The 18471-nt window shown below is 41.5% G+C and carries 14 protein-coding genes; 12 read left to right on the top strand and 2 right to left on the bottom strand.

The genetic code is table 11. The features are described from left to right. Window positions 1-60: 60 nt before the first annotated feature. The 4 genes from L1271_RS05715 to L1271_RS05700 all read left to right on the top strand — a co-directional run bounded on the left by L1271_RS05715 (window position 61) and on the right by L1271_RS05700 (window position 3368). Window positions 61-561 (top strand): hypothetical protein, encoded by a 501-nt coding sequence (locus L1271_RS05715; RefSeq protein WP_235367247.1) that lies wholly within the window; start codon window positions 61-63, stop codon window positions 559-561. A gap of 393 nt (window positions 562-954) precedes the next feature. Next, the gene (locus L1271_RS05710) at window positions 955-1746 is read left to right on the top strand and encodes a dermatopontin-like protein (RefSeq protein WP_010605481.1); all 792 of its coding nucleotides are present in this window, start codon (window positions 955-957) and stop codon (window positions 1744-1746) included. A 116-nt stretch (window positions 1747-1862) separates the two neighbouring features. Continuing rightward, window positions 1863-2624: a glycosyltransferase family 25 protein gene (locus tag L1271_RS05705; protein ID WP_235367245.1), complete on the top strand. Its 762-nt coding sequence runs from the start codon at window positions 1863-1865 to the stop codon at window positions 2622-2624. Window positions 2625-2819: 195 nt separating this feature from the next. Then, window positions 2820-3368, top strand: coding sequence for a YkvA family protein (locus L1271_RS05700; protein WP_010605483.1), 549 nt, complete (start codon window positions 2820-2822; stop codon window positions 3366-3368). Between the two features lie 87 nt (window positions 3369-3455). Here L1271_RS05700 and L1271_RS05695 read toward each other — a convergent pair whose 3' ends face one another. Beyond that, on the bottom strand, window positions 3456-5234 hold the full coding sequence (locus L1271_RS05695) for a M61 family metallopeptidase (protein WP_235367243.1): 1779 nt from the start codon (window positions 5232-5234) through the stop codon (window positions 3456-3458). A 178-nt stretch (window positions 5235-5412) separates the two neighbouring features. Here L1271_RS05695 and L1271_RS05690 point away from each other — a divergent pair, with 178 nt between their 5' ends. The 6 genes from L1271_RS05690 to L1271_RS05665 all read left to right on the top strand — a co-directional run bounded on the left by L1271_RS05690 (window position 5413) and on the right by L1271_RS05665 (window position 12754). Continuing rightward, the gene (locus L1271_RS05690) at window positions 5413-6945 is read left to right on the top strand and encodes a GGDEF domain-containing protein (RefSeq protein WP_235367241.1); all 1533 of its coding nucleotides are present in this window, start codon (window positions 5413-5415) and stop codon (window positions 6943-6945) included. 103 nt (window positions 6946-7048) lie between these two features. Then, entirely contained in the window at window positions 7049-8392 is a 1344-nt protein-coding gene (ppnN, locus tag L1271_RS05685) for a nucleotide 5'-monophosphate nucleosidase PpnN (protein WP_010605486.1), read from the top strand. Between the two features lie 5 nt (window positions 8393-8397). Then, a complete protein-coding gene (gene xni / locus L1271_RS05680; protein ID WP_211865513.1) occupies window positions 8398-9168 on the top strand; it encodes a flap endonuclease Xni in 771 nt (256 codons plus the stop codon). A 139-nt stretch (window positions 9169-9307) separates the two neighbouring features. Further along, window positions 9308-9691, top strand: a complete 384-nt coding sequence (locus L1271_RS05675) for a DUF3192 domain-containing protein (protein ID WP_010605488.1) — start codon at window positions 9308-9310, stop codon at window positions 9689-9691. A gap of 167 nt (window positions 9692-9858) precedes the next feature. Beyond that, entirely contained in the window at window positions 9859-11550 is a 1692-nt protein-coding gene (locus L1271_RS05670) for a hypothetical protein (RefSeq protein ID WP_235367234.1), read from the top strand. 196 nt (window positions 11551-11746) lie between these two features. Beyond that, on the top strand, window positions 11747-12754 hold the full coding sequence (locus L1271_RS05665) for an isocitrate dehydrogenase (protein ID WP_010377116.1): 1008 nt from the start codon (window positions 11747-11749) through the stop codon (window positions 12752-12754). Between the two features lie 34 nt (window positions 12755-12788). Here the strand turns inward: L1271_RS05665 and L1271_RS05660 are convergent, their stop codons facing one another. Further along, window positions 12789-15761 carry an immune inhibitor A domain-containing protein gene (locus L1271_RS05660; protein ID WP_235367232.1) on the bottom strand — a complete coding sequence of 991 codons (2973 nt, stop codon included), beginning with the start codon at window positions 15759-15761 and terminating at the stop codon, window positions 12789-12791. A gap of 366 nt (window positions 15762-16127) precedes the next feature. On the opposite strand from L1271_RS05660, the gene L1271_RS05655 reads away from it, so the two are divergent. Further along, entirely contained in the window at window positions 16128-17849 is a 1722-nt protein-coding gene (locus tag L1271_RS05655; RefSeq protein WP_010605491.1) for an acetolactate synthase 3 large subunit, read from the top strand. Beyond that, a complete protein-coding gene (gene ilvN, locus L1271_RS05650) occupies window positions 17849-18346 on the top strand; it encodes an acetolactate synthase small subunit (RefSeq protein ID WP_235367224.1) in 498 nt (165 codons plus the stop codon). The genes L1271_RS05655 and ilvN overlap by 1 nt, the downstream gene beginning before the upstream one ends. Window positions 18347-18471: the final 125 nt, after the last annotated feature.

Below are 18471 nucleotides of genomic sequence, written 5' to 3'. Positions count from 1 at the left end.
GCAGTGGCAAAATATTAGTCTAACTTTAATGGTGCTACTACGAACAGTATGGAACGGTTTATGAATACAAGATTACTTGGTCTAATGCTGGCAGGATTGACAGCTGCCGGATGTTCAACATTAACCCCAGAGCAACAAGAAAAGCTCGATGATATGTCTAATTGCGAGAAACTTAATACGCTTCTAAGTACATCATCCACAGGGTTTTCAGCGCTTAAAGGTGCTGAAGTCGGCGCAAAGTTAATTAACTCTTGGCAGGCTAAGGCACATTTAGTTGGCAATAAATGCCAAATTATAGAAAGCGCTAGTGGAAAATCAAAATATACCTGTTCTGAGCAGTTCAAAGAGTACGAAAACGCAGTAAAAATCCATAACTATGCACAGAGTGTAGCAAGGCAATGTTTAGATCACTCTTGGGCTGGTGATAGCCAAAAGAGTGGCCAGCTAATGCGTACGGACATTACTTCGCCGAGCTCCACTAGCAAAATTGCAATTGAACTGGGCAAAGGCCTCGATAAAGTCTCGCCATGGATAGTTTCGTTTAATGTGACTGAAAGATAAATGCAAAATACGGAGAAGTGTTGTGCTTCTTCTGCCCTATCCCACCCTAGCATTCTTCGTTTGCAATCCCCTTGACTTTGTCTGTTTAAGCGTTAATAAATTTTTCATTGTTGCTTTACTCAATTCTAATGTCGCTTCGCGTGGCGTCTTTTATATAAAAATAGTGAATAGTAATTGTGGTGTAACGCGATACAAATTTAGAAAAAATAAGCTGTATGTATTTTGAGCGGAGTTGGGATCTGCAACAGTCTGTATTTAATTGATGCTGATTATGCATTTCTTTGGTTTTTTGTGTTAATAAAAAAGCTTGTTTATTAATAAAAGGTGGCGTTTAATTCAGGTGCTATTTTTGTTGTTGGCGCTAAATTAACTACTATTTTTAAAGGAATTAAGATGAACACATTAATAAAGCTTTCAGCTCTATCCTTCTCTGTTGCTATGCTTAGCACTCCTGCTTCTGCTAATGAACAAGCTAAGCCATTCGAGTATACAGTAAATGGCAGTGTATATGAGATCCCCGCTTCTCAAGCTAAGAATTTAGATGAGATAATTGCGCTAATAGAAACTAATAACGATGTTTCAGGTTATGACGTTACTGAGACTAAATTAGCGAAAACTGAGAGCACTGAAATTGCCAGTGATTTTTCAACGCTAGCTGGTGGTAACTTACGTGTTTATAGTGAACTCAATACGGGGTATTTAAATGATTTTGACCAAGCATTTACTTACACTTGTCCAAGTAATATGTTTATTAAATCAATTTCAAGCTACCACCAAGATAAGCAAGAAGACAGACGTTTTAGCTTAGTCTGTGCAAAATTTACAACGGATAGTGGTAGTCGCATTTATCGTAAAACGACTAAGTGGAGCGGTTACGTAAATTCATACGATCAAGCGTTTAACTTTGTTTGTCCTAATGGTCAATTCTTTGTCGGAATGTCAAGTCGTCACGATAATGGTACAGAAGACCGCTTGTTTAACTTTAATTGCGCATCTATGGCAACCTCTAGCGCAGGCGCTGCACTATTCGCTGAATCATGTATTACAACACAATACACAGGCTACGACCAACCTTGGACATTAGGTGGTAATGGTGCAATCATCGGCATGTCAAGTCGCCATGATAACAGAACGGAAGACCGTCAAACTGCAGTGAGTTACTGCTCAGCTGCGAGTGATTGGTAATAATTTCCTTTAGAGTAGGGTTGATACCCTACTCTCATGTCAGAATTTGGTCATTTCATTGTCATACAAAAGTCGCACACTCATAATGTAATTAGTTAGCGGATTTAAGAGTTATCGTGACCAAACCGAATATTTTTCTTATCAATTTAGATTCTTGCACTGATAGACTCAAGGAGTCTACTTTCCAGTTTGATAAGTTCTCTCTACCCTTTGAAAGGATTAGCGCTGTAAAAGGCGCAGAGCTGAGCGCAGACGTTATAGATACGAGCTATTGTAAGTTAAAAAACGCTAAGCAATATTTTCGCCCTTTAACCTTGGGTGAAATAGGTTGTTATCTAAGTCATATCAAAGCACTTGAAAAAATTGTTGAGTTAGAATTGCCCTATGCTTTTATTTTTGAAGATGATTTTCAACTCCACCACGACTTAGCACAGATAGACCAACTGATTACTTCATTGCCATTTGGTTGGGATATGATCAAGCTATTTCAATCTCAAAAGAACAAACGCACTCCGATTGCAAGCTTTCCGCTAAATAAATCGTTATCACTATTTATGCAAAATAAAGTGCCCGCGGGAACCGTCGCTCAGCTTGTAAGTTTTGAGGGGGCGAAGAAAATATTATCTAAGTCAACTCCTTTCGGTAGGCCTATAGATATTGATTATCAACATTTTTGGGAAAAACAGCTCAGTGTATTTGTAATGAGTCCTTGTCCTGTTAGTCATGGTGAAAAGTTTGCGAGTACCATAGATAGAGCTCCAAGTGTTACAGGAGCAAAGCGGTATTTTTGGCGTAAACAATTGCTTCAGATAAATAAGTTTATAAAAAACAAGTTTTATCGCGGACTGGTTCTCAAACGCTATCAGCAACACTTCTAGTTATATGATGCGAAAGCCGCTGTACGCCTTTTGAACAATGGGTTTTATACTTGTACGGAATAGAGAAAAATTCGTGTTAAAAGTGTAATTTATGGGAAGACTTCTGAAAAAGATGTGCTAGTATCTAAGATTATTGCAATAAGTTTAACTTTTTGCTTAAACCATTAATAATAACAACGTTGAGGGAGCACAGACGTGTCTATAGAAATCAACTTTGAACTCTCTGATTCAGATCTTGAACACTTCCGTGGAATGATGAAAGCTGCTATTGAGAAAAGTGGCGATGTGAGTGATGCCGAAATTATAGCTAAAGCGCGTAATTTAGTGGCAACGATGGAAAAATCCAACCTTCCTGAATTTGTTAGCACTCGTCTGATTTCGTTACAAACGCTAATTGACGCAGTGTTAGACGAAGAATGGCAAATGCCAGAAGATGAAAAGCGTGAAATCATGGCGTCTCTTGCTTATTTCAGTGAACCAGAAGATATCGTTCCAGATCATATCCCAGTATTAGGCTATGTCGATGATGCGATTATGATTGAACTTGTGTTACAAGAACTGTCGCTAGACTTAAAAGCATACAGAGAATTCTGTGGCTTTAGAGCAACTGAAGAAGCAAGACGTGGTGATAACGCTAAGGTAGATCGTGAAAGCTGGCTCGCGGGCACGCGCTCTCAGATCCGCTCTTCTATGCGTAGAAGTCGCTCTAAAAACCGTTCACGTTTCTTCTCTCGTATTATGTAGGTTAAGTTGCCCTAAGTTTAGCTAATTGCTTTTTAGCTTAGGGCTGTGGACTAAAAAGGGCTGATAATCATCAGCCCTTTTTGATGGTTATTTTACTTCATTTGGGTGAGACACACCCATCCAAGCTTTATAAAGTAACGCTTGCTCGTTTGATGGGTTAGGCGTAAATGTTATCTTTTTAGGCTTATCGTGGTCGCGGTCAAGCTTGATTTTCGTATTCATCAACATATCACGACGGATAAAATCTACCGTGATTGTTTGACTTGGCTCGAAGTTTTCTAAGCTCGCTTTTAAATCTTTACGAACATGGTGTTTATCAAATGCAACGATAAGGTCGCCTGCTGTTAGCCCCGCTTGCCATGCATTTCCATCTCGAGCTACATGGGTCAGCTCCAGTAATTCACCCTTTTGTCTTGCCATACCATCTAAGCCTGCAATCACTTTTGCTGACTTAGGATAATCATAAACAAGTCCTACTTTGTCGAGTAATGTGTCAAAATCTATGTTCGCTGGTGTATCAACATATTCATTCCACCAAGTATTGTAGTCTTGACCGGTAAGCACTTTTAGGATGTTTTTAACATCTTCACTGGTGAAGCTATTTGGCAATTTATGCTGTTGGTAAAGTGCTTTATGAACGTCACGGTAGCTAATTTTTCCGTTTGATTTTTCGAGTAAGTCGATATCAAGTGCCATGGACACCAACGCACCTTCTGAATAGATATTGGTGCTGTAATTTATCCCATGATCGCCACCTTGATTGATCCATTTATCAAAGCTCGTTGCAGCAACCGACTGAACATGACGACCAGGAGTTTTCAAATGACGATTAACACGCTTAGTCAGCATTTTAAGATATTCGTCATTGGTGGTGATCCCTGCACTTAGCAGCAAATAATCCTCAAAGTAGCTGGTTGAGCCTTCTGCTAGCCACAACAAATCCGTGTAATTTGGTGCTACGTAATCATAAGGAACCATGCCTGCTGGACGATAGTTTTTGACATTCCACGTGTGGATGAATTCATGTGCGGCTGTAGAGATAAAACCAATGTAGTCATCTCTTTCTTTAAAACTGTCTCTATGTCTTTGAATAATCGTCGAGTTTAAGTGCTCTGTTGCCCCTCGTGCACCGCTGGTTGCATGCACCATAAAGACATAACGGTCATAAGGATAATCGTGCCAAATGAGCGTGCCGGTTTGAACGAGTTTTTTAAGATCGGCTAGCATTTGGTCAACGTCATAGTTGCCCTCGCCCCAAATAACTAGTTCATATCTACGGCCATCCACTTCAAATTTGTGCAGCTGATTAATACCAGTCTCAATAGGAGAATCTAACAATATGTCATAGTTATCGGCTTTGAAACTGTTTTTTGAATCGGCAAACTCCATACCGGAGACTGAGCGCCAGCCTTTAGGTACATTGAGTTCAACAGAAACAGGCTCTGATCTGAAAGATTCACTAAACATCAAAAAGCCAGATGCATCGATAAACGCGTGGGTGTCATCTATGTGTCTAGCTCGAAGACCTAACTCATTGGCATAAACCTGATATTTAACCGTCAGCTCGGTAGGCTCGCTAAGGTGTACACGCCATGTGTTTTTATCAATTTTTTCCCATTTTTGTGATTGCCCGCTTTGAGATTTTGCGTCAAAAAAGCGTACGCCGTTGGCTAAATCCAATATCTCGTAGCGACCTGTACGCCAATCTGGAAGTTGCACATCGATGCTTGATTGAGAAGATTTTGGAAACTGAACTTCTACTTCTGCAAGGTGATGCTGCGGTTGTGTAATTGAAATACGGTAGTCGACGTCAGCATAAACACTAAATGTTGCTGCACATGCCAAGGCAATAAGGCTTTTCTTCATTATTTTTGTATCGGTAATTCGAGATAAAATCAATTTACCAAATCAGCGACTTACACGCTAAGTAATATCGATGAGTAAACAGCAAACTCCGATACATTACCACGTTAAATTTCCGCGCATAACAGCGTAATTTGTTGTAGACTTGGTAACTAAGAGATTATTTTATGATTGGAAATCTGTGACTGACAATGCCTTAATGCTCGAGCAGAAATTAAAGCAAGCCATAGAGGCTAGAAAAACGCTTGAGGATGCAAGAAAACAACAAGTAGAACTCCTTACTCAGTTTGCTGCAAAGTTATCCCTGGCCTGCAAAGGGCAAGATGTTTCACTTGATAATCAGTTAGCTAAATTTCGTATTGCACTTAATAAAGGCGTCGATTTTGAGCTGCTTGTGCCTTTTATCGATGGAATTTCCGAGCCGCTAAAGTCACAAGAAGTGACCAATTCAAATAATCAAAAAGCATTGCAAACGGCAATTCAGCAAAGCGGAAAGTTACTGCAGAAGCTCAAGGGATTACCAGATGAGTCGCGCAGAAAGTTGCGTCATTTATTGGATGTAGAACTTGAAGATATCAACTCTACTAATGCTTACATCCCCGCGTTAGAGTCTTTGGTTTCTATCTACCATACGGTTTTACAATCCAAAGTAGAAATTACAGAAGAGGCATCAGCCAGCCACCACCCAGAACTAGCTGCTGAACTTCAAGCTTTGATCAACGAATTAATTTTCGAAGATGAAGTAATAGAAAAGGTTAAAGAGATCCGCGCAAGCGTTGCGGAAAACAACAGTTTAGATAATCTATATTCAGCAGCGACAGAAATCATTAAAATTATTGCGCAAACGATTGCCAAAGAGCGCCAATCCGCACAAGGTTTTTTGGTTTCACTGAATCAAACACTGGAAGAGCTACATCGCTCTATTGTTGAAACAACGGCGCGTTCAAAATCAACATCTAAAGAACTACAGTCGTTAAACAATAAAATAGAACTAAAAATTCAAAACTTAAATCAGCAAACCCAAAACGCCAGCTCAATAACTGAGCTTAAAGCCTTGGTCGACAACGAGTTGAAACTACTGAGTGCTGATTTGATAGAGCGTGAAAAGCTCGAAAAAAATGAGCGTGAGGCGCTGCTTGACTCATTTGATGCAATTAATAATCGTATCAACACCTTAGAGTCCAAAGTTTCAAATTATAAAAAGCGACTCAGCGAACAAAAGTTCAAAAGCCTATTGGATAGCTTAACTAAGTTACCAAATAGAGCAGCTTTCGATGAGCGTCTAACCCATGAAATGCACCTATTTGAGATAAACGACTCAGATGTGACGCTGGTTGTTATCGACGTTGATCACTTTAAATCTATCAACGACCGTTATGGTCATAGTGCGGGCGACAAAACATTGCAAGTGATCGCACGAGCCCTTAAAAAGTCTATTAGGAAAAGCGATTTTATCGCACGCTACGGCGGTGAGGAATTTGTTTTGCTAATGCCAGGTATGCCGCTGACTCATGCGCAAAAACCGCTTGAAAAAGTAAGGCAAGTCATTAAATCTATACCATTCAAATTTAAAGAAAAAGAAGTCGAAATTACGATTTCTCTCGGTGCTACTCAGTTTGTCAAAGGGGACACTGCGTTGAGTGCTTTTGACCGAGCTGATGCAGCGCTTTATGAAGCGAAGAATAGCGGGCGAGATAGATTGTGTTTTAAGTAAATAGAGTTAACTTGGGTAAAGGCTGAGTTTCGAGACATTATACTCGTCCCCGCTTTGTTCAGTTATACCAATTCGCTGCGCATTACAAACAAGGAGTAAGCCTATGCAAGTAGAGCTAAACCCAACTGGGGTTCTTAACTTATTATCAAGATTGGAAGTCGATTTACTTCAGCAGTCAACCACAAGTGAGAGATATAGGCTTTTTAGAAATTGTGCATTGGCGGTATTGAATGTAGGTAGTCATACCGATTCCAGCTCTGAAATCTACGATAAATACGAAGATTTTGATATTCAGCTACTCGCACGCGAGCGAGGAATAAAAATTGCGTTAAGCAATCCTCCCGAGTCTGCTTTTGTTGATGGTCAAATAATTACCGGTATCCATGAGCACATATTTTCCGTGATCCGCGACATACTTTTTATTTGTCAAAAATATCACGGTGAAAATAAATCGCCGGTAGAAATTACCCATATGGTTTTTGACATGCTGCGTAACGCTGATGCGCTTGAAGTGAATAAAGACCCTAACATGATTGTCTGTTGGGGCGGCCATTCAATTAATGAAGTTGAATACAAATACACCAAGGAAGTGGGTTATCAACTCGGTCTTCGCGGCCTAAACATTTGTACTGGTTGTGGACCGGGTGCAATGAAAGGCCCGATGAAGGGGGCAACAATTGGCCATGCTAAGCAACGGATCTCGAATAACCGTTATTTAGGCCTTACCGAACCCAGTATTATAGCCGCTGAACCGCCTAACCCAATTGTTAATGAATTAGTGATTTTGCCTGATATTGAAAAGCGTCTTGAAGCTTTTATCCGTATTGCGCATGGCATCATTATTTTCCCAGGTGGTGCTGGAACAGCTGAAGAGCTGCTCTATTTACTGGGTATTTTGTTACATCCAGAAAATGAAAAGCAATGCTTACCTGTGATCTTAACTGGCCCTAAAGAGTCAGCGGCATATTTTGAAGAACTCAGTGCTTTCATTGAAAAAACACTTGGGAAAGAAGCTCTGTCTAAGTTTGAAATTATCGTAGACAATCCAGAGCTGGTAGCCAAAAAGCTCAAACAGTCGATGGCAACGGTGCGCGAGTATCGTAAGTCTGAAGGTGATGCCTATTACTTTAATTGGACATTAAAGATTGAAAATGATTTTCAGCACCCATTTGCACCAACGCATGAAAATATGTCGAGCTTAGACTTACACCTAGAGCAACCAAAACAATTACTGGCTGCTAACTTAAGACGTGCTTTTTCTGGTATTGTTGCCGGTAACGTGAAGGATGAAGGTATTACAGCAATTAAACAGCATGGTCCGTATGAATTAAGTGGTGATAAATCACTGATGGCCGATATGGATAAGCTGTTGGGTGCATTTGTAGCTCAGGGGCGAATGAAGCTACCTGGGAGCAAATATATACCGTGTTATAAAATTAAAGCTTAGAGTGAATGAATAATTTGTTGTTAATAGATGCGCTTAACCTTATCAGGCGCATCTATGCTGTTAATGAACCAAAAGGTATTAAAGAACAAGAGGCCCATATAAAGGCCTCTTGTCTTCGTGTAGAGCAAGCTACTCGTAGCTTGTTACGCAAAACGGGGGCGACACACGCAGTTGCTGTCTTTGATGGTGATAAAAGTTGGCGTTATCACTTTTACCCAAAATATAAAATAAGCCGTCAACCTATGCCCGAATTTCTAAATCAGAACCTCGACAAGTTTTCACAAGCGTTCGCAAGTGTTGGTGTTAAATCATTTAATCCCGAACATGATGAAGCTGACGATGTGATAGCGACGCTTGCCTGTAAAGCCGCAGCTGCCAATGTTAACTGCACGATAGTATCGACTGATAAAGGCTTCTTACCCCTGATCAATGATGCAATCTCTGTGTACGACTATTTTAAAAAGTCAATAATTTCGCTCGAAGATATCAAAAGTCGATTTTCTGTCACCCAAAGCAAGCTCGAAATGTTTTGGGCGTTAAGTGGCGACAAGACGAACGATATTCCAGGTGTTGTTGGGGTTGGTATCAAGACGGCGCAAGAGCTACTCGCAAAACATGACGACTTTGAAAGTATGCTAAAAGATGAGACAGTAAAGCCTGCTGCAAAAGCAAAATTAGAGGCTGGAGCAAGCGACTATGTTACCAGCCTAGCGCTAGTGACTCTAAGAAGAGATATTGCAATTGGCTTTAGTTTGAAGGATATACGAGTGGTTTGAAGGGACTTTTGATTGGCAATGTATTACATCGTCGCTAAGCGCTAGGCGAAAGTAGATGACTTTGATATATTGCATACAAGCGTATCTCAGTTTTTGCAGATACAAGGTTCGTTTTACCCATTCTTTATTGAGCAGTTAGATGATTAGGAAAATATTACAGTATATATTTCTTGGCCTTGCGGTTTACGTTACTGTGGTGTTTCTCGTGATCAATTATTATAAAGATGACCCGCAAGCGATGATTTGGCAGGACCGAGAAGCGTTTAACAATCGTTTCATTCGTAATCTTAGCCTTGAAAAGCCGACTGAGTTAGACACAGTATTGGATACCTTGGGCAGCCCGGATCTAACGTATGTAAAGAAAAAACAAGACAATACGGTTGTACAAATTGTGTTTTATCGCACTCAGCTTGTAAAACCAGATGGTATTACTACGGAAGATGAATGCACCGGATTATTGTTTGAAAATGGCATATTAAAGCTTTGGGGGCCAGGTGCTCGGGTCACATTTGATAAAGTGTGATGCCAATTAGATTAATCTTCCAACCAATTTGAAGGGTAAAATACCATATTAGCTTCGTTAACAACGCCTCATTTAGAACAACTAAATAGCAATGTTTTTGCCTTGCTAAGAAAGCTATTTTACCGTTTTAAAATAGACCGTTTACTTAATAAAATTGGTAAAGATAGATGGATGCAAGGATAGTTACTAGTAAAACGCTGTTCGCGATAGCCCAAGGTACACACAAAGTATTACGTCTTTATTATCACAAAGAGAAGTGGTCCTCTATTTACCCTACCCTAGTTAAACTTGCACAGCTTTACATGGACTGTTATGAGTCCTCGCCAAGTAGCATGCATGGGCAGCTTGGGCTGTATTCACAAAACTTGGGTTACAACACTAATCTGGTCATGAATCAAAATGTGTTGGTTTGTATGGCTTGTCATCACTTAAAGTTTTCTCGTGCAGTAACCGAAGAGCTATTGCTTGCAAGCTTTGCGGACTATTTATGCGTAGCGAGAGAAAGCGATCAACTCGCAGCAGGTAAAAAGTTAGACGCACAGCAAGATAAGCTTTGGAAAGTTCGCCATCAATTGGCTGTACAAATACTGAGTGATGGGCAAACACCTAACTTGCAATGTTTGCGAATTTTATCTCGCCTTTCAAACTATGACAGCAAGCTAGTGGCTCCTACCCCTCAGCGCTTCAATGACCATGCTTCTTTGATTGTTGCAATTGCTCACCGAGTAGCAAGCTTAATAACGCCAACACACAAGCAAAATTGCGTGGCTTTAGACAGAGCGATTAAGCTTCTTTATTGCAAACTCAGTTATGCTTTTGCATTAAAAGTGCTGAGTGCAATTGCAGGGGCATTTGTTAATCATCCTGCGGGGTTGCTGTGCGAGATTAAAGGCGAAGAGGGCTTTTTGGTGATACAAAGCAACAGTGAAAAAATAATTGCTGTTGTTGAACATGGGCAAACCAAAAAGCTGGCGAAGGCCAACCGTAAATTCCAGTTTCACTGTGGTTTGACTGCAACCACAGATGCAAAGTTACTTTACAATATTTGGGACCGAGCTGCTGAACCAGCAGTACTTCCTTTTGGTTCTGAACATTTACATCTACTAGAAACAGTAAAAGCCTTATCTCACAGTCAATTTCAAAGTATTCGTGCACTTGAAAAGCTGATTTGCGAGTTCGATTCAGTGTCAAGTGCATTGCAGATCGCAGCAAAGCAGTATAACCGTGAAAATCTAAAAGCCGCATCGGTTAGGCACTCTCTCGCCATGGTAGGACTTGATGCTGCTGGATTACTGGCGCAGCGAGTGTTGCTTGAGCAGATCATAGCCAATCATAAGCTTCCTTTCACAGAAGATATCGTGCACAAATATGGCGTAATTAGTCAAATTATCGCCTTATATGTTGGTGAAAGTTATGGTGAGCAATTTGAGCGTTTATTGTCGCCATTTGCAGCGGTTATTGTATTTTTAGTGACTAAACAAGGGGTAGAGATCCAACATGCCACTGCACTCCACTCTCGTGAGTATTCGGAAGAACTAGTATCAATTGCCAACCTATTTGGGATCCGAGCGATAGCAAAAGATAAATACCTAGACTTTAATCTGCAGTACTTTGAAAAAAGTATTCTTCATAAGGCAATGCTAGATAGCGAAACGTTAAAAAAGTCTAAGACCAATGCGCAGTGTAAACTGTTCATTTTTATTAAACTTATTGCACTTAAAGTGATATCACCCACCTTCGTGTTAACTGCATGGCAAAAACAATTAGTCGATGACGTATTAGCTGAAAGTCGTTTTGTTACCGCACAAAAGTTTGATGTAGCGCTACTAGAGGCCGGATTTTACTCATCTATTGCCTGATATTTATTCTATAAATACTATCAATAACAAGCATAAATCATATGTATGTCATTTTTTCATTCCATACTGGAATAAGACCAAATTAATTGCTATAAAACGCGGCTTAAACAAGCGAACGTACACCTTTGTTAATTTCTACTAAACTTAGTCTGCAATTCTTCTTGGGTGTATTCCAACTTTTGATAAAGGAAAAAACATGGCACAGCAAACCATCACAGTTATCCGTGGCGACGGCATTGGCCCTAGCATCATCGATTCAGCAATCGAGATCTTAAAAGCCGTAGGTTGCGACTATGAATACGAGTACGTAGACGCAGGTTTGGCTGCTTTAGAAAAAACAGGTGAATTACTTCCAGCAGCAACGCTAGAAGCAATTGAGCGTAACAAAATCACGCTAAAGGGCCCACTAACTACACCTGTTGGCGAAGGTTTCACTTCAATCAACGTGACATTGCGTAAGCATTTTGGCCTTTACGCAAACGTTCGTCCAGTTAAGTCATTTGAAGGTACTAAAGCACGTTACGATGATATTGATATCATTACCGTACGTGAAAACACGCAAGGTATGTACTCAGGTCTTGGTCAAGTTGTTTCTGAAGATGGTAATGAAGCGGAAGCAATGTCAAAGATCACTCGCGAAGGTGCTGAAAAGATCGTAACTTTCGCATATGAGTTAGCACAGCGTGAAGGTCGTAAGAAAGTAACTGCGGTTCACAAAGCGAACATCCTAAAATCAACTTCAGGTCTATTCCTTAAAGTTGCTCGTGAAGTTGGTGAGCGTTACCCTGAAATTGAATCAGCAGAAATGATCGTTGATGCGACTTGTATGAAACTAGTAATGACACCTGAAGAGTTTGATGTGATCGTCACAACAAACCTATTCGGTGACATCCTTTCTGATCTTTGTGCAGGTCTTGTCGGTGGTCTTGGTATGGCACCAGGTGCAAACATTGGTACTGATGCTGCAATCTTTGAAGCAGTTCACGGTAGCGCACCAGATATCGCAGGCAAAAACCTTGCAAACCCAACTTCTGTTATTTTAGCTTCAATTCAAATGCTTGAGTATTTAGGCGAAGCTGATAAAGCGGAAAAAATCCGCAGTGCAGTAGCTGACGTTATCAAGAGCGGTGACCGTACTACGCGCGATCTTGGTGGTAGCCACGGCACTACCGATTTCACACAGGCGGTAATTGAGCGTCTTTAATTCTTAACGCTCAATTTAATCCTTGGGTGGTGCGTTAGCACCACCTTCTTCTTAATCCCACTAGCATTCCACCGATTAACGCAAACCATCCGATACTGCCGCCAGACGATCCGCTATCACCAGAGTCCGTCGGCGTTGTTGTTGGGGTCGTCACTGTGATCTCAACAGTGCCTTTCGCGCTTTGATCTGCACCATCCGATAGCGTTAACACGACATTATATGTACCCGCTTGAGCGTAACTATGCGTTGTAGTCAAACCAGAACCTTGCGTACCATCACCGAAATCCCAACTAGCTTGATAGTTACCATCACCACCAGCAGCAGTTGCGACAAAGCTTGCCTGTAAGTTAGATGTGGTCGCTGTGGCTTCAATGCTTAGTGGTACTACGACAGTCACTGAGGTTGATTTAGTTACCGCCTCACCTTCGGCATCTTTCACATTAAGCGTTACCGTGTACGTGCCGCTTAGCTCATAGATATGTTCAACTGAGTTAGATGATGCTGTTGCTCCATCACCAAAGTTCCAGTCAAGTTCATAAGGCGCTTTGCCACCAATGATTTCAGCATTGAAGACAAAGCCTTGCCCTAGTGAGGTCGCTTTGATATCACCGACTGTAAGCGGGATTGGCTCGACGTTGCCTACGCTGACATTTGAACTCAACGCTGAACTGCTCCCGTCAGCTTTGGTTCGTGTGAACATTACCGTATAGTTGCCAATATCTTGATAGCTATGAGCAGGTGAAAGCGCGTTACTTGTTTGACCATCGCCAAAGTTCCACAAAAAGCTATCTGATTCGTTTAATGCTAAGCCTTTGACATTAAACTTAACGGTGTTTTGCGATTGTACTTGAGTGATTTTAGGGTCGCTGAGGTAAATTATACCGACTTGCGCACTACTTGCATCTTCCTCTATGGTATTCAATCTAAGTTGAACACCAAAACCCGGCAAACTAACACCTGACTCCTTTTGGATTGGGAAGGTGTAATCCTGAGTATCATCAAACGTACTGATTGGCGTGAGATGTTGATCGCCAAGACCTGCTTTCTGCGTATCCAAACGAAGCGTCGCATCTTTGACCTGAATAATACTCGTTGCGGGTGTGGTGTCGTCGGCTTTGAAAATAGGGTTTTGATCTTGGTCGATGACTAACATATCTCCAGAGCCGGGGTGTAGCGAAGTCGAGTTATTACTCTCTTCATTGTTGCTGTACCACATCAGCACACCAGAATTATAACCAGACAAAGACAAACCAGCATCTAACCCTCTAAATGAGCGTAAATGGGCGTAGTAAGCGTTACCTGATTTAGCTCTATAGCCAGAAATCTTACGAAATCCACTGTAGACTAAGTCGTTAGTTGGCTCTGCGGTATTTGTATAAATTTGCGAACCATCCGCTGTCACCTTAATGTTGTCTAGTAATACACCTTTAAGCGTTTCAAAATCGTCAGTTTGATAAACGAATGTCACGGTGACAGTTTGTCCTCGGTACGCTGAGATATCAAAATCTAGCGTAATTGGGTTAGCCCCAAAAGAAGAGGACTCGCCATCCATGTAGTGAGTGACATTGGCATAATTTGGATGGTTTGATTTTGTTGTATTTCCTGCTATTGGCTGCCCATTTACCGCCACTTGGAAAATATCGTAGTTAAGCTCGATACTATAATTTGCAAGCATGGATAATGAAATTTGGCTTGCGTTAGGTAAGCTTAAGGTAAAACTTGCTTGGTTATTGAGTTTGTCGTCTTGTCCGGAGTAATAGTGGTAATTCCCATCCAGAGGCGTAATGAATTCCTCTAGTTGTGCAGGCAAATTGATCTTTATTTGATTCGTAGTACCATTGTTTACGCCAATATCCGTGAGCGTTACCGTTTGTTCTGTACTCAAATCATCAAATGTGTACTCTGTTTGGTTTAACCAATTTCCTGCATAATTTTGTTGTAAAAACTCAAGGCTTTTAGGGGAGAACTGGGTGGGCTGCGAGCCACTTAATTGGCCTAAGTAACTGCCTGAAGACATGACTGACCACAGCGCAACGGGTTCGCCTATGTCATTGGAATTTAAATCATATTCGTCGGGTAACCCAAGGTCATGACCAAACTCATGAACAACCACACCGATTGCAGCATCAATAGGATTAATGGTGTAGTTATAAATCTTGTAGTTGGTATCTGGAATTGCCTTAGGTTGGTTGTTTTCATCAAATACGAAGAAGCGATGTGACCAAATTGCGTCAGTATCTAATACGCCGCCACCTGCTTCTTGACCAATACTTGAATGAAATAACATGACATGGTCAATAATGCCGTCAGGTTCAAGGCGGTTGCCATCACCATCTATGTCGTTCAAATCTGTTTTATCGTACTCAGATAAGTCGATATTAAATTGGGTCACAGCTTTGCTTACTGCTTCGAACACCAACTCTTCCGGTCTTAAGTCTCGGGTATCGCCTTCTTGTTCGCCATAGTAGGCTGCATTTTGAGCGGCTCTTACCCAACCAAATGCATTGCCAGATACCTTGAAGCTGCCGCCTGAGGCCGCTTGATAAAACTGGGTAGCGGATTGCAACGATTCATTGTTAGGGCCGTTATAGCCGCTATCTGAGTACAGTAGTGATTGGTAGTGAGACGCGGGATAGCTTGAGTAGTACATATCTGTATCACCCGGGTTTAGTCGGTTCTGGTCGTTAGGTAAGTCGGGAAAATCGACCAGAATAGCAAGGATTTTAGCTTCATTAAGTGTTTGCGCCGTGCTCACCGCAAATTGTTTACCTAACTTAGTATTGCCAAGGTGCACATTTTTAATTGCATAAGGTGTTTTTATTTGGCTGGCAATAGGCTTTGTTTTGGTGAATTGCTCAAGCGCAATTTTCCGCTCGTATTCACTCAGCGTGCGGCCGAGCTTTTTCTCCTGCCAATAGATAACCTGATCTTTATAGAGCACCTGCGCTGACGCTGCATTTGATAGCAGTGTGGCCGATACCAATATGCTTAGTTTAAAAATATTCATCTAAGATTCCCTAGTACAATTGAGCTTTAAGTTTAGCATTTTTATCGTTTTGTTCCCGTATAAGTTCTACTAAATAAAAAATCCAATTGGTGGTGAATTTTAAATTGAAATGTAATATTTCAACAATTGAAAGGTGGAAAGGTGGAATTTATATCTAATACTGTGTAGGCTAACTTTGACATCAACTTAAAGGCAAAATAATGACAAATTTCTTTCAACTAATCGTTCTCGTGGTGGTACTGGTCTCTTCATAGAGTTCAGCGGGGAGCTATTACTTGAAAGAAATACTCAAACCCCGCAACCTGCGGGGTTTTTTTTTGATTTTATAAATATAACAGGCACGCACAGTCAACGAGGAATGAGGTAATGGCAGAGCAATACAACGGCTCCGAGCTAGTAGTAAAAGCATTGAGCGCATTAAAAGTAAAATACATATTTGGCTATCCCGGCGGATCGGTTCTTGATCTATATGATGCGTTGTTTCAGCAATCAGATATTGAGCATATCTTGGTTAGACATGAGCAAGCAGCAACCCACATGGCAGACGGTTATGCCAGAGCAACGGGAGATGTCGGTGTTGTTCTTGCGACCAGTGGCCCAGGCGCTACAAACTGCATTACAGGGATCGCGACGGCTTATATGGACTCAATCCCCATGGTTGTACTGTCAGGGCAAGTACCTTCAAACCTAATCGGCGATGATGCGTTTCAAGAGACGGATATTGTTGGTTGTTCTCGCCCTATCGTTAAACACAGTTTTAACTGCCGCGACGCGACAAAAATCCCAGAAGTATTAGCTAAGGCATTTTATCTAGCCAACTCTGGTAGACCGGGACCGGTTGTGGTTGAGCTGCCAAAAGATATTTTGAATCCTGCGCTTAAATTCGATTATCAGATGCCTGAACAAATTGATATGCGTACTTACAACCCGAGTGTAAAGGGGCATTCCAAGCAGATCCGCAAAGCGGTTGAAGCCATTATTGAAGCGAAGCGTTTGGTTATCTATTCTGGCGGCGGCATTATTCTTTCGAATACCTCAGAAAAACTGACTGAGTTGGTTGAGAAACTAAACGCGCCTATCACCAATACCTTAATGGGTCTTGGCGGGATCAGTGGCACACATCCTAACTTTATTGGCATGTTAGGTATGCACGGTAGTCTTGAAGCGAATAAGGCGATGGCGAATGCCGATGTTATCTTAGCGTTAGGTGCGCGTTTTGATGACCGTGTAACCAATAACGTTAAGAAGTTTTGTCCGGATGCCAAAATTGTTCACGTTGATGTGGATCCAACTTCAATTTCTAAGACCATTCAAGCGCATATCCCAGTTGTGGGCTGCTTAGATACGGTAATGGAGCAATTGCTACGCGGTATCGAAAAAAGCGAGAAGCGCATTGACCGAGCCGCACAAGAAGATTGGTGGCAAGCAATTACCACATGGCGTGCTCAGAAATGCTTGTCGTTTACTGCGGGTGTAGAAAAAATCAAACCACAAACGGTTATCGAAAAGCTATACCAAATGACCAGTGGTGACGCGTATGTTTGCTCGGATGTAGGACAACACCAGATGTTTGCAGCGCAGTACTATCCGTTCAAATCACCTCGTCAATGGATTAATTCAGGCGGCCTTGGCACCATGGGATTTGGTTTACCCGCTGCGATGGGCGTAAAAATGGCATTTCCGCAAAGTGAAGTATTGTGCGTAACTGGGGATGGCTCTATCCAAATGAATATTCAGGAACTTTCAACCTGTTTGCAATACGGCCTTGCTGTCAAGGTCATCTCGTTAAACAACCGCTCGCTTGGTATGGTACGCCAATGGCAAGACATGATGTATGAGGGACGTCACGCAAGCTCTTATATGGAATCACTACCTGATTTTGTTGCGCTTGCCGAGAGTTATGGTCATATCGGTATTCGGGTTGATAAGCCTGAGCAACTTGATGCGGCGCTGGAAAAAGCAATGTCGATTAAAGACCGACTTGTATTTTTAGATATTTTGGTCGATGAGTCTGAACATGTGTATCCAATGCAAATTAAGCAAGGTGCGATAGACGAGATGTGGTTGAAAAAAGGAGTAAAAGCATAATGAGAAGAATACTATCGATTTTATTAGAGAATGAACCTGGCTCTCTTTCTCGTATTGTGGGTTTATTTTCTCAACGTGCGTACAACATTGATAGCTTAACAGTGGGTACAACCGCAGACAAAACGCTATCTCGTATTACCATCACGACCCAAGGCGATGACCGCATTGTTGAACAAATCACCAAGCAAGTTAATAAGTTGGTGGATGTGCTTAAGGTTATTGAGCTAACCGATATGCAGCACATTGAAAGAGAGCTGCTACTGGTAAAAGTCTATGCCAGAGACGAAGTAACACGAGCAGCTATCAATCGTGTTGCCGAGGTGTTCCAAGCCAGCATTATAGATATGGGCAAACAAAGCTATATATTACAGATGGTAAGCTCAGCCGACCGTCTTGAGTCTTTCTTGGATCTATTACGTCACGAAAGCGACATTATTGAACTTGTGCGCTCTGGCGCGGTAGGTATTGGCCGTGGTGACAAAGCGCTGAAAGGTTAAAACTACTTATCTTTTAGCTGTCACTGTTATCTTTTTGCGCGGGTGTGCACGTTGTATTACGTACAACCCGCTGCAGTTATTTTGCATGGCAGCTTCGATTTACTCTCATTAGGTTACTGGCTATA

Source organism: Pseudoalteromonas sp. OF5H-5 (assembly GCF_021530695.1).
Classification (GTDB): domain Bacteria; phylum Pseudomonadota; class Gammaproteobacteria; order Enterobacterales; family Alteromonadaceae; genus Pseudoalteromonas.
Note: the sequence above shows the minus strand (reverse complement) of the source record. Positions and strands in the feature narration are given on the sequence as shown.

Excerpts from the sequence above, each read along its gene's own strand:
- L1271_RS05715 (WP_235367247.1), top strand. The coding sequence starts at position 61 with ATGAATACAAGATTACTTGGTCTAATGCTGGCAGGATTGACAGCTGCC.
- L1271_RS05710 (WP_010605481.1), top strand. The coding sequence starts at position 955 with ATGAACACATTAATAAAGCTTTCAGCTCTATCCTTCTCTGTTGCTATG.
- L1271_RS05695 (WP_235367243.1), bottom strand. The coding sequence starts at position 5,234 with ATGAAGAAAAGCCTTATTGCCTTGGCATGTGCAGCAACATTTAGTGTT.
- ppnN (WP_010605486.1), top strand. The coding sequence starts at position 7,049 with ATGCAAGTAGAGCTAAACCCAACTGGGGTTCTTAACTTATTATCAAGA.
- xni (WP_211865513.1), top strand. The coding sequence starts at position 8,398 with ATGAATAATTTGTTGTTAATAGATGCGCTTAACCTTATCAGGCGCATC.
- L1271_RS05675 (WP_010605488.1), top strand. The coding sequence starts at position 9,308 with ATGATTAGGAAAATATTACAGTATATATTTCTTGGCCTTGCGGTTTAC.
- L1271_RS05670 (WP_235367234.1), top strand. The coding sequence starts at position 9,859 with ATGGATGCAAGGATAGTTACTAGTAAAACGCTGTTCGCGATAGCCCAA.
- L1271_RS05665 (WP_010377116.1), top strand. The coding sequence starts at position 11,747 with ATGGCACAGCAAACCATCACAGTTATCCGTGGCGACGGCATTGGCCCT.
- L1271_RS05660 (WP_235367232.1), bottom strand. The coding sequence starts at position 15,761 with ATGAATATTTTTAAACTAAGCATATTGGTATCGGCCACACTGCTATCA.
- L1271_RS05655 (WP_010605491.1), top strand. The coding sequence starts at position 16,128 with ATGGCAGAGCAATACAACGGCTCCGAGCTAGTAGTAAAAGCATTGAGC.
- ilvN (WP_235367224.1), top strand. The coding sequence starts at position 17,849 with ATGAGAAGAATACTATCGATTTTATTAGAGAATGAACCTGGCTCTCTT.